The 19545-nt window shown below is 46.6% G+C and carries 21 protein-coding genes and 1 pseudogene; 5 read left to right on the plus strand and 17 right to left on the minus strand.

What is annotated here, in order from left to right; all coding sequences use genetic code 11:
- Window positions 1–323: 323 nt before the first annotated feature.
- The 3 genes from pykF to BCT27_RS19045 all read right to left on the minus strand — a co-directional run bounded on the left by pykF (window position 324) and on the right by BCT27_RS19045 (window position 5329).
- Window positions 324–1736, minus strand: coding sequence for a pyruvate kinase PykF (gene pykF / locus BCT27_RS19035; protein WP_102316266.1), 1413 nt, complete (start codon window positions 1734–1736; stop codon window positions 324–326).
- A gap of 596 nt (window positions 1737–2332) precedes the next feature.
- Window positions 2333–3229: a GGDEF domain-containing protein gene (locus BCT27_RS19040; RefSeq protein WP_102316265.1), complete on the minus strand. Its 897-nt coding sequence runs from the start codon at window positions 3227–3229 to the stop codon at window positions 2333–2335.
- A gap of 393 nt (window positions 3230–3622) precedes the next feature.
- Window positions 3623–5329 (minus strand): glycoside hydrolase family 30 protein, encoded by a 1707-nt coding sequence (locus tag BCT27_RS19045; protein ID WP_102316264.1) that lies wholly within the window; start codon window positions 5327–5329, stop codon window positions 3623–3625.
- A gap of 387 nt (window positions 5330–5716) precedes the next feature.
- Between BCT27_RS19045 and BCT27_RS19050 the strand changes: the two genes are divergently transcribed.
- On the plus strand, window positions 5717–6409 hold the full coding sequence (locus tag BCT27_RS19050) for a hypothetical protein (RefSeq protein WP_241905097.1): 693 nt from the start codon (window positions 5717–5719) through the stop codon (window positions 6407–6409).
- 54 nt (window positions 6410–6463) lie between these two features.
- On the opposite strand, the gene BCT27_RS19055 is transcribed toward BCT27_RS19050, so the two are convergent.
- The 7 genes from BCT27_RS19055 to ohr all read right to left on the minus strand — a co-directional run bounded on the left by BCT27_RS19055 (window position 6464) and on the right by ohr (window position 10614).
- Entirely contained in the window at window positions 6464–6820 is a 357-nt protein-coding gene (locus tag BCT27_RS19055; protein WP_102316263.1) for a hypothetical protein, read from the minus strand.
- 298 nt (window positions 6821–7118) lie between these two features.
- Entirely contained in the window at window positions 7119–7328 is a 210-nt protein-coding gene (locus tag BCT27_RS19060) for a hypothetical protein (RefSeq protein WP_017011274.1), read from the minus strand.
- A 94-nt stretch (window positions 7329–7422) separates the two neighbouring features.
- The gene (locus BCT27_RS19065; RefSeq protein ID WP_102316262.1) at window positions 7423–7632 is read right to left on the minus strand and encodes a hypothetical protein; all 210 of its coding nucleotides are present in this window, start codon (window positions 7630–7632) and stop codon (window positions 7423–7425) included.
- 284 nt (window positions 7633–7916) lie between these two features.
- Complete coding sequence (locus BCT27_RS19070) at window positions 7917–8801, minus strand: LysR family transcriptional regulator (protein ID WP_102316261.1); 885 nt, start codon at window positions 8799–8801, stop codon at window positions 7917–7919.
- A 114-nt stretch (window positions 8802–8915) separates the two neighbouring features.
- Entirely contained in the window at window positions 8916–9467 is a 552-nt protein-coding gene (locus tag BCT27_RS19075) for a glutathione peroxidase (protein ID WP_102316260.1), read from the minus strand.
- 276 nt (window positions 9468–9743) lie between these two features.
- A complete protein-coding gene (locus BCT27_RS19080; RefSeq protein WP_102316259.1) occupies window positions 9744–10130 on the minus strand; it encodes a DoxX family protein in 387 nt (128 codons plus the stop codon).
- Window positions 10131–10191: 61 nt separating this feature from the next.
- Window positions 10192–10614 carry an organic hydroperoxide reductase Ohr gene (gene ohr / locus BCT27_RS19085; protein WP_102396492.1) on the minus strand — a complete coding sequence of 141 codons (423 nt, stop codon included), beginning with the start codon at window positions 10612–10614 and terminating at the stop codon, window positions 10192–10194.
- Window positions 10615–10761: 147 nt separating this feature from the next.
- Here ohr and ohrR point away from each other — a divergent pair, with 147 nt between their 5' ends.
- Window positions 10762–11229: a transcriptional regulator OhrR gene (gene ohrR / locus BCT27_RS19090; RefSeq protein WP_198597590.1), complete on the plus strand. Its 468-nt coding sequence runs from the start codon at window positions 10762–10764 to the stop codon at window positions 11227–11229.
- Window positions 11230–11342: 113 nt separating this feature from the next.
- Here ohrR and BCT27_RS19095 read toward each other — a convergent pair whose 3' ends face one another.
- Window positions 11343–11906, minus strand: a complete 564-nt coding sequence (locus BCT27_RS19095; RefSeq protein ID WP_102396494.1) for a cysteine hydrolase family protein — start codon at window positions 11904–11906, stop codon at window positions 11343–11345.
- A 101-nt stretch (window positions 11907–12007) separates the two neighbouring features.
- Between BCT27_RS19095 and BCT27_RS19100 the strand changes: the two genes are divergently transcribed.
- Window positions 12008–12931, plus strand: a complete 924-nt coding sequence (locus tag BCT27_RS19100) for a GlxA family transcriptional regulator (RefSeq protein WP_102396495.1) — start codon at window positions 12008–12010, stop codon at window positions 12929–12931.
- A gap of 32 nt (window positions 12932–12963) precedes the next feature.
- Here BCT27_RS19100 and BCT27_RS19105 read toward each other — a convergent pair whose 3' ends face one another.
- Window positions 12964–13404, minus strand: coding sequence for a MarR family winged helix-turn-helix transcriptional regulator (locus BCT27_RS19105; RefSeq protein WP_241908603.1), 441 nt, complete (start codon window positions 13402–13404; stop codon window positions 12964–12966).
- A 107-nt stretch (window positions 13405–13511) separates the two neighbouring features.
- Here BCT27_RS19105 and BCT27_RS19110 point away from each other — a divergent pair, with 107 nt between their 5' ends.
- Both BCT27_RS19110 and BCT27_RS19115 read left to right on the plus strand, forming a co-directional pair.
- Entirely contained in the window at window positions 13512–14666 is a 1155-nt protein-coding gene (locus BCT27_RS19110; protein WP_241908604.1) for an Acg family FMN-binding oxidoreductase, read from the plus strand.
- Window positions 14667–14823: 157 nt separating this feature from the next.
- On the plus strand, window positions 14824–15786 hold the full coding sequence (locus BCT27_RS19115) for a transposase (RefSeq protein ID WP_102396498.1): 963 nt from the start codon (window positions 14824–14826) through the stop codon (window positions 15784–15786).
- Between the two features lie 274 nt (window positions 15787–16060).
- Here the strand turns inward: BCT27_RS19115 and BCT27_RS19120 are convergent, their stop codons facing one another.
- The 5 genes and pseudogenes from BCT27_RS19120 to BCT27_RS19140 form a co-directional block, all read right to left on the minus strand.
- Window positions 16061–16303: a hypothetical protein gene (locus tag BCT27_RS19120; RefSeq protein WP_102396499.1), complete on the minus strand. Its 243-nt coding sequence runs from the start codon at window positions 16301–16303 to the stop codon at window positions 16061–16063.
- A gap of 214 nt (window positions 16304–16517) precedes the next feature.
- Window positions 16518–16868, minus strand: coding sequence for a DUF7079 family protein (locus tag BCT27_RS19125; protein WP_102396500.1), 351 nt, complete (start codon window positions 16866–16868; stop codon window positions 16518–16520).
- Window positions 16853–17632 carry a hypothetical protein gene (locus tag BCT27_RS19130; protein ID WP_198597591.1) on the minus strand — a complete coding sequence of 260 codons (780 nt, stop codon included), beginning with the start codon at window positions 17630–17632 and terminating at the stop codon, window positions 16853–16855. Before BCT27_RS19130 ends, BCT27_RS19125 begins: the two co-directional genes overlap by 16 nt.
- 5 nt (window positions 17633–17637) lie before the next feature.
- Window positions 17638–18204 (minus strand): type VI secretion system PAAR protein, encoded by a 567-nt coding sequence (locus tag BCT27_RS25900; RefSeq protein WP_241908605.1) that lies wholly within the window; start codon window positions 18202–18204, stop codon window positions 17638–17640.
- Between the two features lie 548 nt (window positions 18205–18752).
- Window positions 18753–19109 (minus strand): annotated as a pseudogene (locus BCT27_RS19140) (IS110 family transposase); the annotation flags it as partial.
- Between the last annotated feature and the right edge of the window lie 436 nt (window positions 19110–19545).

Raw genomic sequence — 19545 nt, forward strand, 5'->3', positions numbered from 1 at the left:
CGACAAGCAGCTTGAACAAGAAAAACCGATGGCGGAAACGCTGTCGGTTTTTTTTGGAGCAGAAAAGCAGGAAGAGCAGTTTCGAGGGGCGAGAAGGAGCAGGAAGAGCAGAGAGAGCAGAAGGAGCAGAGAGAGCAGAAGGAGCAGAGAGCGAGAAAGGGCTGGCTTTTTTAAGGAGAGACAAATTTAAAAACGTACTTGCATCTCAGATGAAGAGGACCAGAATCTTCCTGCACTTCCTGCACTTCCTGCACTTCCTACTCTTTCGCGGGCATAAAAAAAGGAGCCAATCGGCTCCTTTTTTTTACTTCAGTAAACGTCTATTACAGAACGTGTACAGAAGACGTGTTAGTAGTGCCTGACGTTACAAGTGCGCCAGAAACCATAACAACGATGTCGCCTTTAGCACCAAGACCAGACTCTAGCGCGATTTCTTTACCGCGACGGTAGAATTCGTCAGTGCTTGAGAATTGGTCAACAACAACGGTCGTTACGCCTTTAGATAGGCATAGTTGCGCTGCAGTTTTCTCGTTAGTGGTGACTGCGATGATGTTTGCAGTTGGGAAGTATTTACGTACTGAACGTGCAGACTTACCCGCTTCAGTAGCAACAACGATCAGTGGAGCACCTAGCTTCTCAGCAGTGTCTACCGCACCTTTACATACCGCTTCGGTAATGCGTAGGCGATCGCTGTCTAGACGTGAACCCATTTCAGCTTTCATTGCGCCGTCAGTACGGTTAGCAATTTGTGCCATGATGGTTACTGCTTCAACTGGGTATTTACCCTTCGCAGTTTCACCAGAAAGCATGACTGCATCGGTGCCATCCATGATTGCGTTCGCAACGTCACCCGCTTCTGCGCGAGTTGGACGTGGGTTCTTGATCATTGAATCCAGCATTTGAGTTGCAGTGATTACAACTTTACGTGCACGGTTACATTTCTCGATCATCATCTTCTGCGCGAAGATAACTTCTTCTGCAGGGATTTCAACACCTAGGTCACCACGAGCAACCATGATGCCGTCAGACAGCTCAAGGATCTCGTCGAAGTTATCTACACCTTCTTGGTTTTCGATCTTCGAGATGATTTGGATGCTTTCGCCGCCGTTCGCCGCTAGGATCTCACGGATTTCTTTAACGTCAGATGCTTTACGGATGAAAGATGCTGCAACGAAATCAACGCGCTGCTCACAACCGAATACTAGGTCGTTTTTGTCTTTTTCAGACAGTGCAGGAAGGTTTACAGAAACGCCAGGAAGGTTAACACCTTTGTTTTCGCCTAGGTCACCGTTGTTTAGAACTTTACAGATAACGTCAGTTGCAGTGGTTTCTACAACTTCCATTTCAATCAGACCATCGTCAACAAGGATGATGTTGCCTGCTTTAAGATCTTCTGCAAGACCAGGGTAAGTCACCGCTACACGCTCAACGTTACCAACAACAGTTACGTCAGTGGTGAAAGTGAACGTTTGACCTGCAACCAGAGAAACGTCGTTGCCGCCTTCTAGTTTGATAGTGCGGATTTCAGGACCTTTGGTATCCAGAAGGATAGCAAGTTGCTTGCTGGTGTTGTCCATTACTTGACGCAGGTTCGCGATACGCGTGCCGTGCTCAGCAAAGTCACCGTGTGAGAAGTTCAGACGCATAACGTTCATGCCTGCATCAGCAAGCTTGGTCAGCATCTCAACGGATTCAGTTTTTGGTCCAATCGTACAAACGATCTTGGTCTTTTTCATGTAGGGTTCTCTCCGGTCGAACGTTACCCAAGGGATAAAATGTCGCTGTAATGACAGTTTTCATCTGCTTGATGTTTGTAATAAAACAACAAGCGAAACATGTTGAGCGGCAGGATTGCACAGAGCTCTTACAGCGTTAATACAGGTTCATGACAATTTAATTGCGTTGTCCAAACGAGCGAAAACCGCTAATTCGCTTGGACAACACAACTCATCCATGAAGGCGGGCACAAGTATACATGCTTTATGTGGCGGAAATTTGATCGCAGGCAATGGAAAAAAAGATATTCCCATCTTCATTTCATTTTCCACCTAAACGATACAACATCGTGCCTCGGTTCAGGGGCTGTAAATTTACCACATAAGTTTGGGTAGATCACTAATTGGCAACGATTAAGCAAAGAGTCGGGAACAGAGGGGATTTCCCCACAAGAACGGCGAGGTTAACGGTGATTAGACGGTTGTTATCACTGGATTCTTGAGGATTTGAATAGTGATTATCTCGAGTGACATCCAACACCTTGTGTAAAGGATGTAACCCAAAAAGTGATTAACTCTTCATCGATTTGAGTCAATCACTGCAAGCGTAGAGAAGATTAAGAACGCGGCACTTTTGTTTTCGTGTCGTTATCGATCACTAAGTTTCTTCCGGCCTTTTTCGCCATGTACAGCGCTTCATCAGCACGTAGGCTTGCGGAGAGAAAATCTTCATTCGCCAGCAAAGCGGTAGTACCTATGGATACCGTGCTGCGAATCGACAACGGCTGACGGTTTGAGTGGCTGACGCGCACCACCAATTCCTCGATGCTATTACGCAGAAACTCTAAGCGCGCGTGTGCTTCGTCTCGATCTTTCACCCACAAAAGCAAAGCAAATTCTTCACCGCCCATTCGCGAGGCGCATTCACCGGTTTCGCTAAATTCGGTAATAAGGCGAGCAAGCTGACGCAACACCTGATCGCCAACAGGGTGTCCCCAGGTGTCATTAATGCGCTTGAAGTGGTCGATATCCACAATGGCAAGGTATTGGACGCGATCAGGGATCGTCAAACGTCGACCAAACTGATCCACCAAATAACGACGGTTATACAAGTTAGTTAGATCGTCACGGTTCGCCATGTCACGCAGTGTGCGTTCACGATGAATTTGGTCTGTTACCACGCTGATAAAGGTACACATGGCTTTTTGGCCATGCCAATCAATCACTTGGTCGGTGATTTCAGCAATCATTGGATTGCCTTTGAGATCAGTGTGGTTGATCACTTGCGGCGGGGTGGGAATGCCCGTACGGATAGCATTCTCATAGCGGCGCTGAGCTTCAGGCCAATGAGATTCCTCGAACAACACGCGAATGCTTTCGAGATCGAGCACATCTTTCGCACACGCCATACCACTAAATTTCGCAAACGCATTGTTCGCGTATTGCGGCACGAAATTTATGTGTATGACACAAGGGTTAGGATGTAGATCGAGTATCGCCTTAAAATCGGGCATTGCGCTTACATTCATGAGAGAAAGTCTGTGAAATTTATCATCTCGCAGTGATTAAACTGCGATTGGTTTCAAATATATGTGAACGGAGTAGTACATTTATGTATGCCAGCGCAAAAATTTTACCACTTTTTAGATATTGCCTTGCTTTTTTACGCGCCATTCACTTATGTCCTTCTTTCTGAGTGTACAAGAAAACATTGTCTAATATGTCAAACTTATCAATAAGTATGTGAGAGTAAGGTCATGTCCTCTTAGTGCTTGAAATAGTTTGGATCAATCCCTCAAAATAAACAAAAACCGCCATCAACTGATTGTTGATAGCGGTTAAAAATCAACTAGATTTTCGTCTGTTTGTGCGTGCTCATATCTCACCGTTCACTATAAGTGCTCTCACTAAAGTTGCACACGCACAGTTTGGACGGCGTTTGCAGGGATAGTGATGGCTGAGTGCTGCGTACCGATGACCAAGTCATAGGCGATGGGTTGTTTCGTGGTATTCAGCAATTGAACACTCAACAGATTGTCGCTGTTGATCGATGCGCTGGCGTGCAGGGCATCGCTATCCAATCCATCCAAAAGCGTATCGGCTTGTACCGCTTTATCGCCAGGACGAATGGTTTTACTGAATTGTGCGAGCACATCGTAAATAGGGGTGTAATACACATCGCCGCTTTCAACGTCGATCATGATCGGCGCGCCGCAGAAGTTCCCCGCATGGTTAGGGCCACCATTGCTATCAAGCACGGCGTTCCAATCAACCCAGCCAGCCATCCAGTGATTCAAACTGACAATGATGTCACGCGCGTAGCGGTGAACCGGCGTATAAATTGGATGGTTTTCAGGGTTGGGTGCCCACGTTGCGGTGTATGCCCAATCCGTTGCGTTCTCATTCCACCAGAATTCGTCATTGTTAAACCAACCTGACTCTTGAAACTTCACCGGATCTAAAATCCCGTTTGGTGCAGGCTTACCGAGATCATCGATGGTGCCTTCGGTGTGAATGATCGCAAAATCTGGGAACTTGTTGTGTACGCGATCCATCACCTTTTCATACACGTCGACTGTACTGGAGTACCAGTGAACCGCTGATCCATATACATAAGGTGCAGTGTCAGGATCGCCCAAGATCACGTCAGTCCAATGTTCCAAGTGATCACGGTTTTGATCGTAGATCAGCACGCGGGTGTCAGCGAACGCGCTCTCTTTTAATTTCGGGCCAAGAAACTCTTTGATGAACGTATTCTGGGTTTCTGCTGTGAAATGCATGCTTTCCCAGTTGCCGCTGTTGCCGTGCGGTTCATTGACAGGGGTTAAACCCCAAATATCAACGCCCGCTTCTTTGTAATGCTCAAGGTATTTCACTAGATAATCAGCATAGGTCGAGACATATTCCGGCTTGAGCTTTCCGCCAGTGCCTTCCCAGTTGTTTTCTTTTGTTCCTTTGATGAACCAAGTATCGATGTCTTTCATCCAAGGCGGCGCAGTCCATGCAGAAGCAATGATGTTCAAGGTGCCATCGTCTTGTTTCGCTTTGATCGCCATGGCTTCGTGGATCATGGGCAATACGTCAAAAGATTCATCCTGAATCCCTGCATATTTTGCCTTTGAAAATCCGTCACTGTCAGGAGCGATAGTGAAATGTTTAAGCGTGCTATCACCTTCCACTTCGGCGTAGCCTAATTTGCCTTCAACAGAAAAATCGGTCGAGCCAATGGGGGTACGCGTCAGGGAAAAATTCGCCCCTGTGTCAGCGTAGAGTTTGTCCATGACTTCATGGCGCTTTTCGACAGGAAGGTGTGCCAGAACAAACGCCGAGGATTCCGTGAACGAGGTACCAATCCCTGAAATGGTCTGTTTAATGACATCAGGTTGGATCACGATCTGCGTGCCGCTTGCAGCCTCGTTAGTGAACGACGTATTGGTCATTACCGCCATCTTGTCGCCCGCTTCACTGGTAAGCAGGATCTTAGCCGTTGACGATAATCCGTAATCTTTGTTGTTCTGAGTCAAAGGTCTCTCCCTGTCATAGTCAGATGTGCAGGACAGCATCATCGTTGAAGACAATGCGATAAAAATTGCAGAGAGCGTTCTCACTTCCATGTTGCTACTCCGTTTTTCGTCAGTTTTTGATAAAGGTATTCACGCAAAATCCCAGTGCGACTCGAAAATAGAATTCCCCTTCAAATCTATTTTGAAAGCGCTTTCTTTTTGGTTCGAATGGCCACATCAAAACACGAGAATCCACAGGTAGGTATACCTCGTCCACATGAAGTTGTAACTAATACAGTCCATCAAGTCTTTCGTTTTTCTTAGGTTCAATACAGCGAGGCGTTAGAGATGTGACGTGAAAGAGGGAGTTTGCTGGAAGGTCACAGGGCTAAGGTGAACAAGCGGATTTTTAGTAAGCCTCTCACCGTTCAGCCTTCATCCTCTCCTTGCCTATTGAATATGGTAAGTTTTTAGGCAGCGATTGACTGATAAACGGACATGACAGTGATAGACAAAATTCGCCTTTTTATCATCGAGTGTGTTGATCCCATGGATCTACTTCAAGAGCGCTCAGAAGCGACAGCGTTAGAAAAAATTTGCAAAGCCATTGGTCACGAGGTCGCCATTCTTAGGGCGTTCTGTGAGCAGGACTTGGTGAAATACCTCGATTACATTTCATCCATTGATGGGAATTACACTGCGGCCAACCATGGTAGGGTGCCCTTATGTATTCACATTTCGGCACACGGCAACGCGAGTGGCATTTCTTTTGGTCGCGATTTCCTGAATTGGCACCGTTTGTTTCTCGCGCTTTCTCCCATTTTAAAAGACATGAGCCAGTACAACGGAGAAGTGCTCATTAGCATTTCTGCCTGCGGTGCCGGACAACAAAAACTGGTGGACGAGATTGAAGCGGAAATTGCCAGGTATCACGTTGATTCAGACAGTACGAATCAACACGTAGAGCCACCAGAATATATCTTTGTGACCGAAGGGAGTCAGGGGAAAGATGTGGTGTATTGGGATGATGCTACCGTGTCATGGACTGTTTTTTATCACCAGATATCTAAACTTAAAGCGATCAACGATGAAGGCATTCATCTGATTTTAGATGACATTGAACATGCAACAAAAACCCTGTTACGCTCATTCAAGTGGGATACAAAAACGCAAAAATATGTGGTGTATTAAGCCGTGGTAACCCCTCAATAACTGAGCGTAAAGGCAAGCTGTTTATATTGTATTTCACTCAGGAATCGGTTCGGCCTCTTGCTCAACAAGAAGTGCCGTCACTATCCCTTCCAGCGTTTGCCAGTTTTCAATCTTTGTGGTGCCCAATACAAACCGTTTGCCTGTTAGCCTCCCGTAGAGATGGCGTTTTACTCCCTCTCTTGGGTATTGGATTTCACAGCGAAACGACGGGGCTGTCGGGTCAATATCGAACGCCACTAACGCGACCGGGATATCGCTTCGTGCATTGCCCATGTTAATGCGAAGAATGACGGGCAATCCATCGTCGGTCGTAAACATATAGATAGGGACAACGCGGTTCTTTTTTTCACTGGGTAACAGCGTTTGAAGGTAATCAAGTCTGTCTAGCATCGTCTTATAACCTTATTAATTGTAAGCTTATATGCATCCTAGATGACGATTGGCATCTAGACATAAAACGACTGTTTAAATTTTGAGCTTGTCACAACAGGATAGGTGAATTGTTGCAATAACAGAAAGATAAATGCGGGGCAGAGTGGGAAATAGGGAGAGCGCGCAAGAAAAAGACAAGGAATGCACCTCATGATGCATTCCAGCCCAATACATGTTCATGTTATCAACCTACATCTTGTTCAAACATCGTCATGTTGCTTAGGGAGCGCGTCAGCCCGCCCATTGTGGTTCGACATTAACGAACCGTTTCACGCATTTGTTCTGCCGTCATGCCAGCACTGATGTGGCCAGTGACAACACCTTTTGTCGCTTGTTCACCAGAAAGGCCTGCGGCTGTTGCCTTCTGAATCAAATCGCCGTTTAGGCCATTGTTCGATCCTGCCGTGCCCGTTGCAAAAGCAGACACAGAGAAGAGTGATAGCGCGATGATGAGTACATTTTTCATAATATTTTCCTTTTTGATTCGTCGTTATTGTTGTTTTTGATTGGGTTTACTCTGTTACTTTTTCAGCTTTTCAGATCAGTGCGCGTCGCTAGAATTAACGAACCGTTTCGCGCATTTGTTCAGCCGTCATGCCCACGCTAATGTGACCCGTGACAACGCCTTTTGTCGCTTGCTCGCCAGAAAGACCTGCCGCCGTTGCTTGTTGAATTAAATCGCCGTTTAGGCCGTTGTTAGAACCTGCAGTGCCCGTTGCGAAAGCAGACACAGAGAAGAGTGATAGCGCGATGATGAGTATGTTTTTCATAATGTGGTTACCTTATTCAGTGAATGTTTAGCGGGTTTCCCCTCTCGACAGGAATAAGATTAATGAGATTTTGATCACAAGTAGAGGAAACCCGAGGTTTCCATTTTGGAAAGTGGTGCGATTAATGTCTCATAACATGATGGTGAACAGAGAGATGCGACGCTCAGACGCTGCCTGTGCAGGTGAGGGGGGCGAAGATAAGAGAAGATTAAACAAAGCACACCCAAGCACATGAAAGGCGGCTTGGGTGAAAAAGCTCAGGCGCGTGGGAATACCATCAGTGTTTATTGTTCACATTGATTGAGAACACGCTGACAGACGCGGTGAATCCATTCCTTTTGCGGATCGTTTTGCTTAGCGCGGTGATAACTCATGACGCAGTTAACACGAACGTCAGACAAGGTGGGTAACGCAACACCACGGCAGTTTTCAGGGATCAGTCGAGACATGGTGAACGAGTAATGATCGGAGTGTTTGACGATGCATTCGATGGCCATGGTATTTTCCACTTCCACGGTCGGCTTTATTTGGTAACCGATCGTCGCCAAGCGTTCAAGCAATGGGTAGCGAACATCATTCCAGCCGGGGTTACGTGTAATAACAAACGGGTATTGGCTGAGTTCATCAAAGGTGTGAGCAGGGTGGCCTTGTCTTACATAAAACGTTGGCGACACTTCGCACAACGGCTTTTGTAAAATGACTTGTGGAAGTGTTTCATCATAGGTGCTGAACAGCACGGCGTTTTCCCCCTCCACCATGCGAGAACGCGCTTCTAAACTCCACTGACGCATTGAAATCTTTGCTAAAGGGGCTTCTTCTCGAAGTGCCAAGTAGAGTTTTCCGCCGAAGTTATCCCAAAACAGCGTGTGCCCATAGAGGACGATTTCTTGCTTTAAGGTTTGCGGCGAGAATTCACTGTGCTGAATCGCATCGAAGGTGGCTAAGATCTGCTCGAAATGGGCATGGTTGGTGTCCATAAACGTGGTGGGTTCAAAACTCAGCTTACCTTGAACAAACAAGGGATCTTCAAAATGCACCTTCAACTTAGAGAGGATCTTACTGATCGCGCTTGAGGTTTTGCCCAAGGCGTCGGCGACAAGCTTCACATTGCGCAATTCATACATCTTCACCAAAACAAACATGCTTTGAATGTCTAAGTTGTGTCCCATTTTGCCACTCGTCGTTTACTCGCCCTCTACGAATATAGAAAACGACATGGCGTTACCTCAATGAAAAATAAACAAATTAGCGAGAGGTGTGCCGCATAAGACGGTTTCTTGCTCTCACAGAACGTCGCTAAACTGTTTTTTAATCACAGACAACAGGTTGGGTGAAAGCGGCGACACCGAGCTTGGGAAGGTTGCCACCACATCGCCATTTGGATTGATCAGGTATTTGTAAAAATTCCATCTCGGCTCGACACCGGCCTGACGCGTTATTTCGGCAAATACCGGGTTAGCGCCACTGCCTCGGACATTGCTTCTCGCCATCATCGGAAAGGTGACGCCATAATCGAGGTAACACACCTTGGCACTGGCCTCTTCACCACCTCGGTCTTGATTAAAATCATTCGACGGAAAGCCAACCACCGCGAAGCCTTGATCTTTATATTGCTGATACAGCGTTTCGAGTTGGTCAAACTGAGAGGTATACCCGCACTGGCTTGCCGTGTTCACCACCAACAGGGTTTTGCCCTGAAACGCCTCACACAAGTTCACCGTATCCGTGGAATTCAACTTACGTTGCGAACCTTTCAAAATATCAGGACAACTCGCCGCGAAGGCGAGATTGCTCAGGCAAAGCCAGCCAATACCCATCATCATCATTTTTTTCATGTGTGTTATCCGCCCTTATCTGTGTGACCAAGCTTCAACAAGCAAACGCATGCTAGTGCCGTTGAACGATAGATATTGATACTGACAAAAACGAAAAGCGATCATAACGTTTGAGTGAGAAGGAAAAGTAGAAGAGGAAAAATAAAAGAGGAAAACAGAAAGATAGAAAAGAGAATTAAAAAATAGAAAGTAGAAAAGAGGAGCAATGCATCTCCCCCTTCCTTTGTTTAACGACATTCGGGTTCACTCACCCACTGCCATATTCCGGTGAACGTATTAGGCGTTTTTATCGCGTTCAGCCAAAGCATGACCAGACAACACCAATAAGCCAGCGAAAATCCCTAGGTTCTTCACGAAGTTCTGCATTTCATGCGCGCCTTCAATACCTGAGTAGTTCCAGAAATCATGTAACGACACATTGATCACCAGTACAAGACCCGCCAGCAATAACGCTACCAGCCAAGTAAAGCGGTTTGCTATCAGCAAAAGTGCCGCGCCAATTTGGAAAACACCCGCAAGCCCCAACAAAATAGGGGTGAACGGCATGTCATGCTTTTCCATCAACTGGATATGCATGTCCCACGAGGCAAACTTCATGATGCCGGGAATCAAAAAGTACAAAGCCAGCAGGACGCGACCAGCGGTCAGCAATAGTGTGTTCATGTTCATCAATCCTTGAGGGTTAATCGTTGAGAGCGAGTCTTAGATAACTAGTATTAGATAGCTATAGCGGCGAACCGTTTACAGAGAGCGCAACGTCAATGTTGCCTTTTACAGCATTCGAGTATGGGCAAACCTGGTGGGCTGTTTTCACTACTCGCCGCGCTTGTTCATCGTCGAGATCTAACGTGACAGCCAAGGCAACGGTCAGTGCAAAACCACCTGCGTCATTTGGGCCGATGCCTACTTCTGCCGTGACAGGTGCTTGAGAGAGTGTGATTTTCATTTCACGCGCAACGTGAAGAATAGCGTTAGAAAAACACGCAGAGTAACCCGCAGCAAACAGCTGCTCAGGGTTCGTCGCGTCACCTGTGCCGCCCATTTCTTTCGGGTAGCTCAGTGCAAGATCCAGCATGTTGTCGTCAGTGGTTACCTGACCGTTGCGTCCTGCAGAAGCGGTAGCTTTCGTTTTGTAGAGTGTCGTCATTATCTCGCCCTTCCATCTAAAATCTGATCTTATTTTTAATTGCCAGCAATTAAATTGTGCACAATTTAATTTGAAGGAGTATAAGTCGATCCTAAAATGAAATACAAGTATATTGTGCACAATCTATTTTTTCTAAGGTGTATTGAGATGGCGAACTCAGTGGAAAAACGTAATGACAATCAGGCAGAAGCGCCTCAGCTTTTGCTTAAAAACCAAGTCTGCTTTTCGCTATACAGCGCATCGAATGCCATGATCCGCGCGTATCGCCCATTACTCAATGCGCTCGGTCTGACCTACCCGCAATACCTCGCCATGATGGTGATTTGGGAAAAAGACGGGATTAACGTGAAAGATCTCGGGCACGATCTTCACCTTGACTCAGGCACACTGACACCGCTCCTAAAACGCCTAGAAAGCAAAGGCTTTATTGACAGAAAACGCAGCAGTGAAGACGAACGCATTCGTTTGGTGTTTCTCACCGAGCAAGGGCATGCATTAAAAGAAAAAGCGCGCTCCGTGCCTGGTGCTATTTTTTGTAAAAGCCAATTAGAGAGAGAAGAACTGCAACAACTCAAAGCCACGTGCGAAAGGTTGTTAGCGAACTTTCAGTTGTAGCGGGGCGTGCAAGAAGGCCGAAAAGCACAGGGTCCGTCACTTTTACTTCCCCTTCCCCTGATGTTCCTTCATGAACGGGAGGGGAAGCTATTTCCTCTCCCAGATCGGACAGACTATTTCGCCAGCGCCAAAAGCGCCTGTGTGCTGTCGACATTACAGTAACCAAAAACTAATGCCGACATAAAGGCCGCATGCACCTGACTGGCAGGCACAGTGACGCCATTAAACACAAGATCAAGCGTGGCACAGGCATCATGCGCCACATGGCATTCATAGTTAAAATCAACCGCAGCACGGGTGACAGCGTCAACGCACATATGGCTCATTGCACCCACGATCACCAATGTATTCACGTTTAACTGCGTCAGTGTGTGTTGCAGTTCCGTCTCCCGAAAACTGTTGGTTTGGTGTTTTAAAATCACAGGTTCGTCATCTCTGGGTGCCACACTGGCATGAATATGTGCGCCGTCAGAGTGAGGCAAGAAGAAAGGCGCATCATTCGACGGAAACTCATGCCTAACATGGATCACAGGCAACCCTTGCTGGCGAAATGCATCGAGCAAAATTGCCGCATTGGCTGCAGCCGCTTCTGTGCCTGATAAAGCCCATTTAGCACCAGAGTAAGACGGGAAATAATCGTTTTGAAAATCAATCAATAGTAAGGCAGTCTTAGACATAACAGGTTCTCCATTTGTCGGTTCGTGTTACCAGTAGAACCCATTATGTCGAGCCTTCACCCCGATTACCGATGGCGAAATTGCCATAAAACAAGGCAAAAATGACAACGTGTCTTCGCATTAGCATTGTTGATTACCCCGGCGCGCTGCAAAGCGCAGTGCATGGGTTGAAAGAGATCTTTCTGTTTGCCAATAACATCATGGCAGAGGAAGAGAGTGGACTGACGTTCTCCGTGTGCATTGTGCAACCTGATCACCTTGCGTCATCAACCCACAACGGCCAGATCGTCATTTTGCCGCCGAGCGCAGAAGGAGACTATTACCTCCAACCTCATCCTTCGCTCCTTCAGTATTTACACCAGAGCCATCAAGAGGGCGCCATATTGTGTTCAGCATGTGCAGGGGCATTTCTTTTGGCGAGGGCAGGGGTGTTAGACGGGCGCGTTGTGACCACGCATTGGCAGTTGGCTGACAAATTCAGAGCCGCATTTCCCCATACGACGCTAGAGAGTGAAAGCCTGCTGATCAATGGCGGCGATATCATTAGCGCGGGTGGCCTCATGTCATGGGTCGATTTAGGCCTAGAGATCGTCGCGCAGTATGCAAAGTCACATATCATGCGCAAGCTCGGAAAGTTTTTGATTGTTGATACTGGCAAACGTGAGCAACGGTATTACGAGAGTTTTCTGCCCAAATTTGATCATGGCAATAAAGCCATCTTGCAGGTGCAGCACCATATTCAGGCGCATTATCACCAGCCCATGTCCATCCCTCATTTAGCGAGCCAGGCATGCATGAGTGATCGGACATTCTTACGGCAATTCACACAAGCGACCACACTAAAACCGACACAATACCTTCAACGCGTCAGGGTACAAAAAGCGTGTGAACTGCTTGAAACCACCACGCAAAGCTTTGAACACATCGCCCTCAGCGTTGGCTATGAAGATGCCAACAGCTTTCGTAAAGTCTTTCTCAAAGTCATTGGGTTATGCCCTTCCGCGTTCAGGGCGCGGTTTGTGTAAAGCGCCGCCATGTAAACCTACGCCCGCCAACGCTATGAAAGATCCCTGTGAGTGTCTAACCAGTCTTTTAGCGTATCAGTGTGTTGCAGCATTTGGCGCATGTCTTCGCTATCCCACTGATCAAAGCATTGATCCATCACGGGAAGAAAACGCATGAAAGCGGCTTGCACTTTACTCAGCCCTTCTTCGTTGATTTTAATCCACTTCTTCCTGCCATCCGCGTCATCTTTTCGAATATCAACGAGCCCTTGATCCGCAAGTTTATTCACCACCTTGGTTAAACCCGGCTGGTTCATTTGCATCACCTGCGCAAGCTGGCTGATGGTTTGCTCGCGTTCAGGTTGGTGAGAAAAGTGGTTCAGTAGATTGAACTGTGATTGGTTCAGCCCACAAGGCTCAAGCGCTTTACTCAGCCAAGCATCCGTAAGTTGATGAACGATACCTAATGAAATCATTAACTTAAAAGATAACATTTGTTTTTCTGTCAGCATATGCAACTAACCTCTTGATATATATTCCAAGGAATGTATATTTATTCCATGGAATATACTTTAACAGAACATGAAAAAAGGGGATAGCGATGAATAGACGGAACTTCATGAAAGTGATGGGAACGGGCGCGGTTGTGTTAGCGGCAGGGCCTATAGTGGTGAGCCAAGTCTCGGGCGCAAGCACGGCATCGTTCAGACCGACGTTGACCTACTCCGACATTCGTAAAACGCTGATCAGCTACGCCATGCTATGTCCAAACCCGCACAACATTCAGCCTTGGAAAGTCGCCTTCGAGGGCAAAGATACGATGCAACTTTTCGTGGACAGCGACAGGCTGCTGCCACAAACCGACCCTGTTCATCGCCAAATTCACATCGGTCAGGGCACATTCATCGAAAGCCTTGTCATTGCCGCCACACACTTTGGGGTGAGGGCGAATGTTCACTATTTCCCTCAAGGCGAATACAGCAACCAAGCATTACAAGACAAACCGGTAGCGACTATCACCCTTGAACGCGACGACAGCATCACGCCAGATCCCTTGTTCCCGTATTTACTTACGCGACAATCCACCAAGACCGAATACACCCAAGAACTGCTCAGCGACACTGAATTAAACAAGATAGTGCGCGCCGCTGCAGGCAGCGATTACCGCATTGACCTAGTGCAAGACGATGAAGGGAAAGCCGCGATGCGAGGCTTCTTAAACCAAGCCATGTTCATCGAAGAACAAAATGCAGACAGAAGCTTAGAGACAATCGGCATGTTCCGCTTCAATGACAAAGAGTATGCACAGCATCGCGACGGTTTCGGGCTTGCCCAAAACGGCGTAACAGGTGCAAAACGTTGGTTTGCCGAAACATTCTTTGTTTTTCGACGTTCAGCTGAGAGCGACCCGGCGAGTTTTGGGAAAGAAGGCATCAAGTTGACCGAAGCGGTAACTCAAAGCACCCAGCACTTTGCCTTACTGATCAGCAAAGACAACACCCGCAAAACGCAGGTCGACATCGGGCGCTTATACAATCGCATCAACCTGCTGACCGCCACCATGGGCATCGCCCAACACCCCATGAGCCAAATCTTGCAAGAATACAAAGATATGCTGCCATTGCAGAAAGCATTTAAGCAGTATTTCAATGTGTCAGAAACAGACACTGTGCAAATGGTGTTCAGACTCGGAAAAGCCCAAAGAACGCCAGAATCACCAAGGCGAGAAGTGAAGGATCTGCTGGTGGGGGTGTAATCATATCCTAAGTAGGACACACACTTTACGAAAAGCATAGGTTTGTCAGTTTCATTGTTCCGTGGGTTTATGCTCAAACGTGGCAGATGAAGATGAAAGCTGAGTCATTGGGCGATAGTCTTTTCATATCGCCAATGCAAAACCATGTTGAGTTTCAATGACAAAAGCACGCGCCTCTCTTATCAGTGTCGATGCGATGCCCTATTACCACTGTGTGTCTCGTTGTGTTCGCCGTTCATTTTTATGTGGATATGATGAACGAGCGCAACAATCTTATGAACATCGAAGAGGGTGGATTGAAAAACGCTTGTTAGCCCTTGCCAATGCGTTTTGTATTGATGTTTGTGCTTACGCCATCATGAGTAACCATTATCATGTGGTTCTCCACATCAACGTAGAAAAGGCCAACCGTCTAAAACAAAACGAAATCGTTGAGCGCTGGTTGTCTTTTCATCAAGGCCCTGCACTTATTCAGCGTTTAATCATGGGAGATAAACTCTCAGACGCTGAAATAGAGCGATGCAATGACATCATAGAGGTGTGGCGAGAGCGGCTATCGTCAATCAGTTGGTTTATGCGTTTACTCAACCAGTACATCTCGTCAGAAGCAAATCGTGAGGATAAATGCACAGGACATTTCTGGGAGGGGAGATTTAAAAGCCAAGCATTGCTGGATGAAAAAGCGCTGGCTGCTGCCATGGCGTATGTTGATTTGAATCCAGTACGGGCAGCGATAGCGGAAACTCCAGAAACGTCAGAACACACATCCGTCAAAGCGCGTATTGCGTCATTAAAGACAGCACAAGCGACTCCCCCTAATATGTTTCCCTTCGCAGGCAACCCGCGAGAAAACATGCCTGATGGCTTACCGTTTAGATTGATGGATTACCTAGAGCTTGTGGATTGGACAGGGCGACAAAGCCGAGACGATAAGCGTGGGCATATTGATGGGAAAGAACCGGAGATACTCAAACGTTTAGGGTTTGATTCAGCACAATGGCTTGCTACCTATAAGCACGCAGAAAAGGGCAGCATGATTGGCATAGAACCGTCCATTAAGGTTGCCTTGCCGTTGCTAGGTCGCAAACGGCTGTGTGGGTTTCGGATACCCGCTGGCTAACACCTCAATAGATACCTTCCATCATCGAATTCCCACCGTATTGGTGGTTTTTGCATCTCTGTTATTTGCCAATTCTCTGTAAATTCGCCAAGTTTTTCTGCCAATGACGAAAGGGTGAGATGTTGCTGCCTTAATGCTGTGAATTGAAGAATGTTGTTTGAGGGTGATTTGGTTGTTGTCTAAAAGTGTGTGTCCTAGTAGTTCCACCAGAATTTCGATGTGCTTTAGTCTAAACCACTTTGGGGCAAAAGCAGGTTAGGTTTGATGATTGAAGTTATGTGATTTTGTCAAACCCCAGTCGAATAGCAGCGGCAGCAAGAACAAAATAAACTATTAAAAATGAGGTACTTAACAATACATTTTTATACTTACCTATATTTGCTTCATCAAACGCTTGCATCGCTTCTTTAGCTGAAAACACCATGTAACCGAGAGCCCAAAGCGCTAACACAGCCATTGCTGCTGGAGCCACAAGTCTTTTAATTGCCTTATCAATAATATCGAGAACTTCAGTCATTTCTTCCTCAACCACATAACGCCGCCAACAGCGGCAGATCGTAGCAGAGTGTTTTTGCAATAAAAACGCGGCGCGGAAAGCTGTCCGCTCTGCCTTGTTATACGCTTTGCTCGACAGGTCTAGTTGGGCAATTATGCCACTTTTAGAAGAACCGCCCTTATTCGTTAAGAAGCCATGGGTAAAAGCTCGTTTCGGATTGAGAGCCTAAACGGTACTACAGTTGCTTCTGTAATTGATGCCACTCAGAGGAGAAGTGGTTTCGAAGGTATTTTTCCAAAGCGCTGTCTTTGAGTCTTGAGAAAAATCCCGCTTGTTTCCTGCGAGCTTTGAGGGCCTTTACGTTATCAAGCAGTTGTTCGCGCTCAAAGGCCAACCATACTTCTGGTGCCGGTGTTGATAGATTGGTATGGCAAATTGGGGCTACCAAAGAAAAAAGGGTGTACTCCACCTTTTCTATCGGGAACACTCGCGCAACCGATGCGATTGATTCATAGTCAATTTCATTATCTATGAAGAGTCCAGATAGGGCTTCTATCAAATCATCTTCTGTTAGTTGATTTGCCATTTAGTAAACTCTTCAATCTCTTCGTCTAAATAATCGGAAAGATAAGATCCCGCCACGCCGCCTACAACACTTCCTGCAAGTATCAAAGCTACCGCACATATTGGCGCGCCAGGGCCACAAACTGTGGATACTGCTAACCCTGCTAGCCAACCGCCTGCAACACCACCGCTTATTTGTATTCCTTGACGCACAGCCTCTTTCGGTTTGTTTTCGGCATTCAAAATTTCGTAAGTAGCTAGAGAAGCCGTAACGATGATGCCAACCTTACCTAGAATTTTTAAGCGCTTATTTGCAGACGTGAACTTGGCGTTGTCCTTTGCAGACGATTCGATAATGCCATATTGAACAGCGCTTTGCTGTTTAGGTGTCAAATTCTTATATGACTCACCAAATTGTCGTTTTGCAACCTTGTCGTAAAGCTGATCTAGAGATTGGGGGTTGAGCTTGTATTGCTGGGCTTTGGCGAGACCTTGAACAGAAGTGATCTTTCTGTGCTCCGCCATAATTTTATTACGCATTTCATAGCAAAACTCAGCCCCTTCTTTGATAGTGATCTTTTTGGTTTTCACCATCTCCTTAACTTCATTAGCCATACGGCGAATATTGGATTGATAGCTTTGTCTGACATTGGCATCACTGATCGCATCTAAAGAAAAACGTGTTGCCGCACCTTCCAAGCCTGCAATTGCTGTCGAGAGAATATCTTGTTCAAGCGAATGCTCTTGTTCTGACGAATATTGGCCGTCAACTTCCATCATGCTCATTGTTCTTATCCTTGAATTTTACTCAGCAGGACATCAGTCAAGCTTGCTTCTGTTTTGGTCACCTCGCAGTTCTCTAGTTCCAGCTTTGAACACCGGGAAGCCTCTATACCAGTGAAAGTCAGTGAATTCGTCTCATCGAACTGACCAGATAGTATTGAGCCATCATTCATCGTTGCTTTTACTGTAAGCCCTTTATAACTGACGTCCTCTGGTGCTCTGAAGCTAATCCATTTTGCGTTCTGTGTCAGGATTGGTGAAATGCCTTCGACCGATGTATTGCCTGGTTGGTCCCCAATGTTGACGGTGCCACTACCGATGGTGACACCACCACAGCTGATGGAGCCTCCTGTCAAAGCAGCGGCTTTACCGTTAATGAATACGGTAGAAGAGCCAGACACAATGGTACGGCCATGTGGGGGGTGTTTGGGTTTATCGTGGGGAGCGAGAGGATCGCCGACGCGAGCTGCTGGCACACCATCAAATTTGACGTCAGGAGATCCTGCGATTACCGGCGTCGGAGGAAACCCATCATGATCGGTTCCTTGGTCTCCTACCTTGACTGCTTTCACCATATATTGCCCCACTCTACCAACTCTTATTGAGCATTGTTTAAATAACAAACGCAGTCTTTGCAATGGCAATGACTAAAAAGCAGGCACCAGATCATTTGAGGGCAAAAAATTGCCCGCAAAAAGGATGCGGTCTCTTAGTTTCAACACAAGTCAGGTTGGTTTAACGTTAATTAGCCAAATCCTAAAAGTTGATAAAACTCTTTCACCCTTTCACCAAATTTGGATCAAAGCCTTATGTGGCAAGGGTTGCAGCTTGGTGAAAGAGGGTGGTGAATGAGAGAAATCTCTTTCACCCACCACTTAAAATTCTTTATTATCATTCATTTAAGTGATTTTTGGTGAATGGTGAAAGAGATCTCCCAGACTTTGTAAAAGCGGGATGGTGTTTGCAGGGACACTGTTATTTGCCAATTCTCTGTAAATTCGCCAAGTTTTTCTGCCAATGACGAAAGGGTGAGATGTTGCTGACTTAATGCTGTGATTTTAAGAATGTTGTTTGAGGGTGATTTGGTTGTTGTCTAAAAGTGTGTGTCCCAGTAGTTCCACTACAGAATTTCTTGTTGGTACTCGGTTTTTACGGGCACAAAACGGACATGAGGCCGTTGGCTGGCTTCAACAATGGCTAAGGCATCATTGTGGTCATTCTTATTTCCTCGCACGAAAGGCGTGACATGTTGTGCGGGAATGAGCTTGGTATGATGGCCCAGTTTAGCCAGTTCACGCCCCCAATAATGGGCGGAGTAGCAGGCCTCCATGACCACGGTTGTCGGAGATTGCTGGGCGAAAAACTGTACCAGTTGGTTGCGTTTCAATTTACGGTTAAAAATCGGCGTGGAATGTTCGCCTACACCACAAACTTGGAAGGTGTTCTTAGCCAGATCGAGACCTATGGTTTTACACTGCATAACGGACGCTCCTGATTAACTGATTTGTCGCAATCTCAGTTTGGCGCATGACGCCGTATTTGGGAGCGTCCATCTCATCAGACACTTTAAGAAAGCAACCAGCAACACTTCCTGCAAGTATCAAAGCTACCGCACATATTGGCAAACAAGTGGGACACTCACATAACAAGCCTTAATGCTGTGAATTGAAGAGTGCTGTTTGGGGGGTTGTGTTGTTGTGTAAAAGTTTATGTCCCAGTAGTTCTTGTTGATGGGAAAGAACCAGAGATACTCAAACGTTTAGGGTTTGATTCAGCCCAATGGCTTGCTACCTATAAGCACGCAGAAAAGGGCAGCATGATTGGCACAGAATCGTCCATTAAGGTTGCCTTGCCGTTGCAAGGTCGCAACAGGCTGTGTGGGTTTCGGATACCCGCTGGCTAACACCTCAATAGAT

The sequence above is a fragment of the Enterovibrio norvegicus genome, from assembly GCF_002876705.1.
Lineage (GTDB): Bacteria > Pseudomonadota > Gammaproteobacteria > Enterobacterales > Vibrionaceae > Enterovibrio > Enterovibrio norvegicus_B.

Coding starts and splice junctions, on each gene's coding strand:
- BCT27_RS19045 (WP_102316264.1), bottom strand. CDS start 5,329: ATGGAAGTGAGAACGCTCTCTGCAATTTTTATCGCATTGTCTTCAACG.
- BCT27_RS19130 (WP_198597591.1), bottom strand. CDS start 17,632: ATGAGCATGATGGAAGTTGACGGCCAATATTCGTCAGAACAAGAGCAT.
- BCT27_RS19125 (WP_102396500.1), bottom strand. CDS start 16,868: ATGGCAAATCAACTAACAGAAGATGATTTGATAGAAGCCCTATCTGGA.
- BCT27_RS19080 (WP_102316259.1), bottom strand. CDS start 10,130: ATGAACACACTATTGCTGACCGCTGGTCGCGTCCTGCTGGCTTTGTAC.
- BCT27_RS19100 (WP_102396495.1), top strand. CDS start 12,008: ATGACAACGTGTCTTCGCATTAGCATTGTTGATTACCCCGGCGCGCTG.
- BCT27_RS19110 (WP_241908604.1), top strand. CDS start 13,512: ATGAATAGACGGAACTTCATGAAAGTGATGGGAACGGGCGCGGTTGTG.
- ohr (WP_102396492.1), bottom strand. CDS start 10,614: ATGACGACACTCTACAAAACGAAAGCTACCGCTTCTGCAGGACGCAAC.
- BCT27_RS19040 (WP_102316265.1), bottom strand. CDS start 3,229: ATGCCCGATTTTAAGGCGATACTCGATCTACATCCTAACCCTTGTGTC.
- BCT27_RS19065 (WP_102316262.1), bottom strand. CDS start 7,632: ATGAAAAACATACTCATCATCGCGCTATCACTCTTCTCTGTGTCTGCT.
- BCT27_RS19115 (WP_102396498.1), top strand. CDS start 14,824: ATGACAAAAGCACGCGCCTCTCTTATCAGTGTCGATGCGATGCCCTAT.
- BCT27_RS19050 (WP_241905097.1), top strand. CDS start 5,717: ATGACAGTGATAGACAAAATTCGCCTTTTTATCATCGAGTGTGTTGAT.
- BCT27_RS19075 (WP_102316260.1), bottom strand. CDS start 9,467: ATGAAAAAAATGATGATGATGGGTATTGGCTGGCTTTGCCTGAGCAAT.
- ohrR (WP_198597590.1), top strand. CDS start 10,762: ATGGCGAACTCAGTGGAAAAACGTAATGACAATCAGGCAGAAGCGCCT.
- BCT27_RS19070 (WP_102316261.1), bottom strand. CDS start 8,801: ATGGGACACAACTTAGACATTCAAAGCATGTTTGTTTTGGTGAAGATG.
- BCT27_RS19060 (WP_017011274.1), bottom strand. CDS start 7,328: ATGAAAAATGTACTCATCATCGCGCTATCACTCTTCTCTGTGTCTGCT.
- BCT27_RS19095 (WP_102396494.1), bottom strand. CDS start 11,906: ATGTCTAAGACTGCCTTACTATTGATTGATTTTCAAAACGATTATTTC.
- BCT27_RS25900 (WP_241908605.1), bottom strand. CDS start 18,204: ATGGTGAAAGCAGTCAAGGTAGGAGACCAAGGAACCGATCATGATGGG.
- pykF (WP_102316266.1), bottom strand. CDS start 1,736: ATGAAAAAGACCAAGATCGTTTGTACGATTGGACCAAAAACTGAATCC.
- BCT27_RS19055 (WP_102316263.1), bottom strand. CDS start 6,820: ATGCTAGACAGACTTGATTACCTTCAAACGCTGTTACCCAGTGAAAAA.
- BCT27_RS19105 (WP_241908603.1), bottom strand. CDS start 13,404: ATGTTATCTTTTAAGTTAATGATTTCATTAGGTATCGTTCATCAACTT.
- BCT27_RS19120 (WP_102396499.1), bottom strand. CDS start 16,303: ATGACTGAAGTTCTCGATATTATTGATAAGGCAATTAAAAGACTTGTG.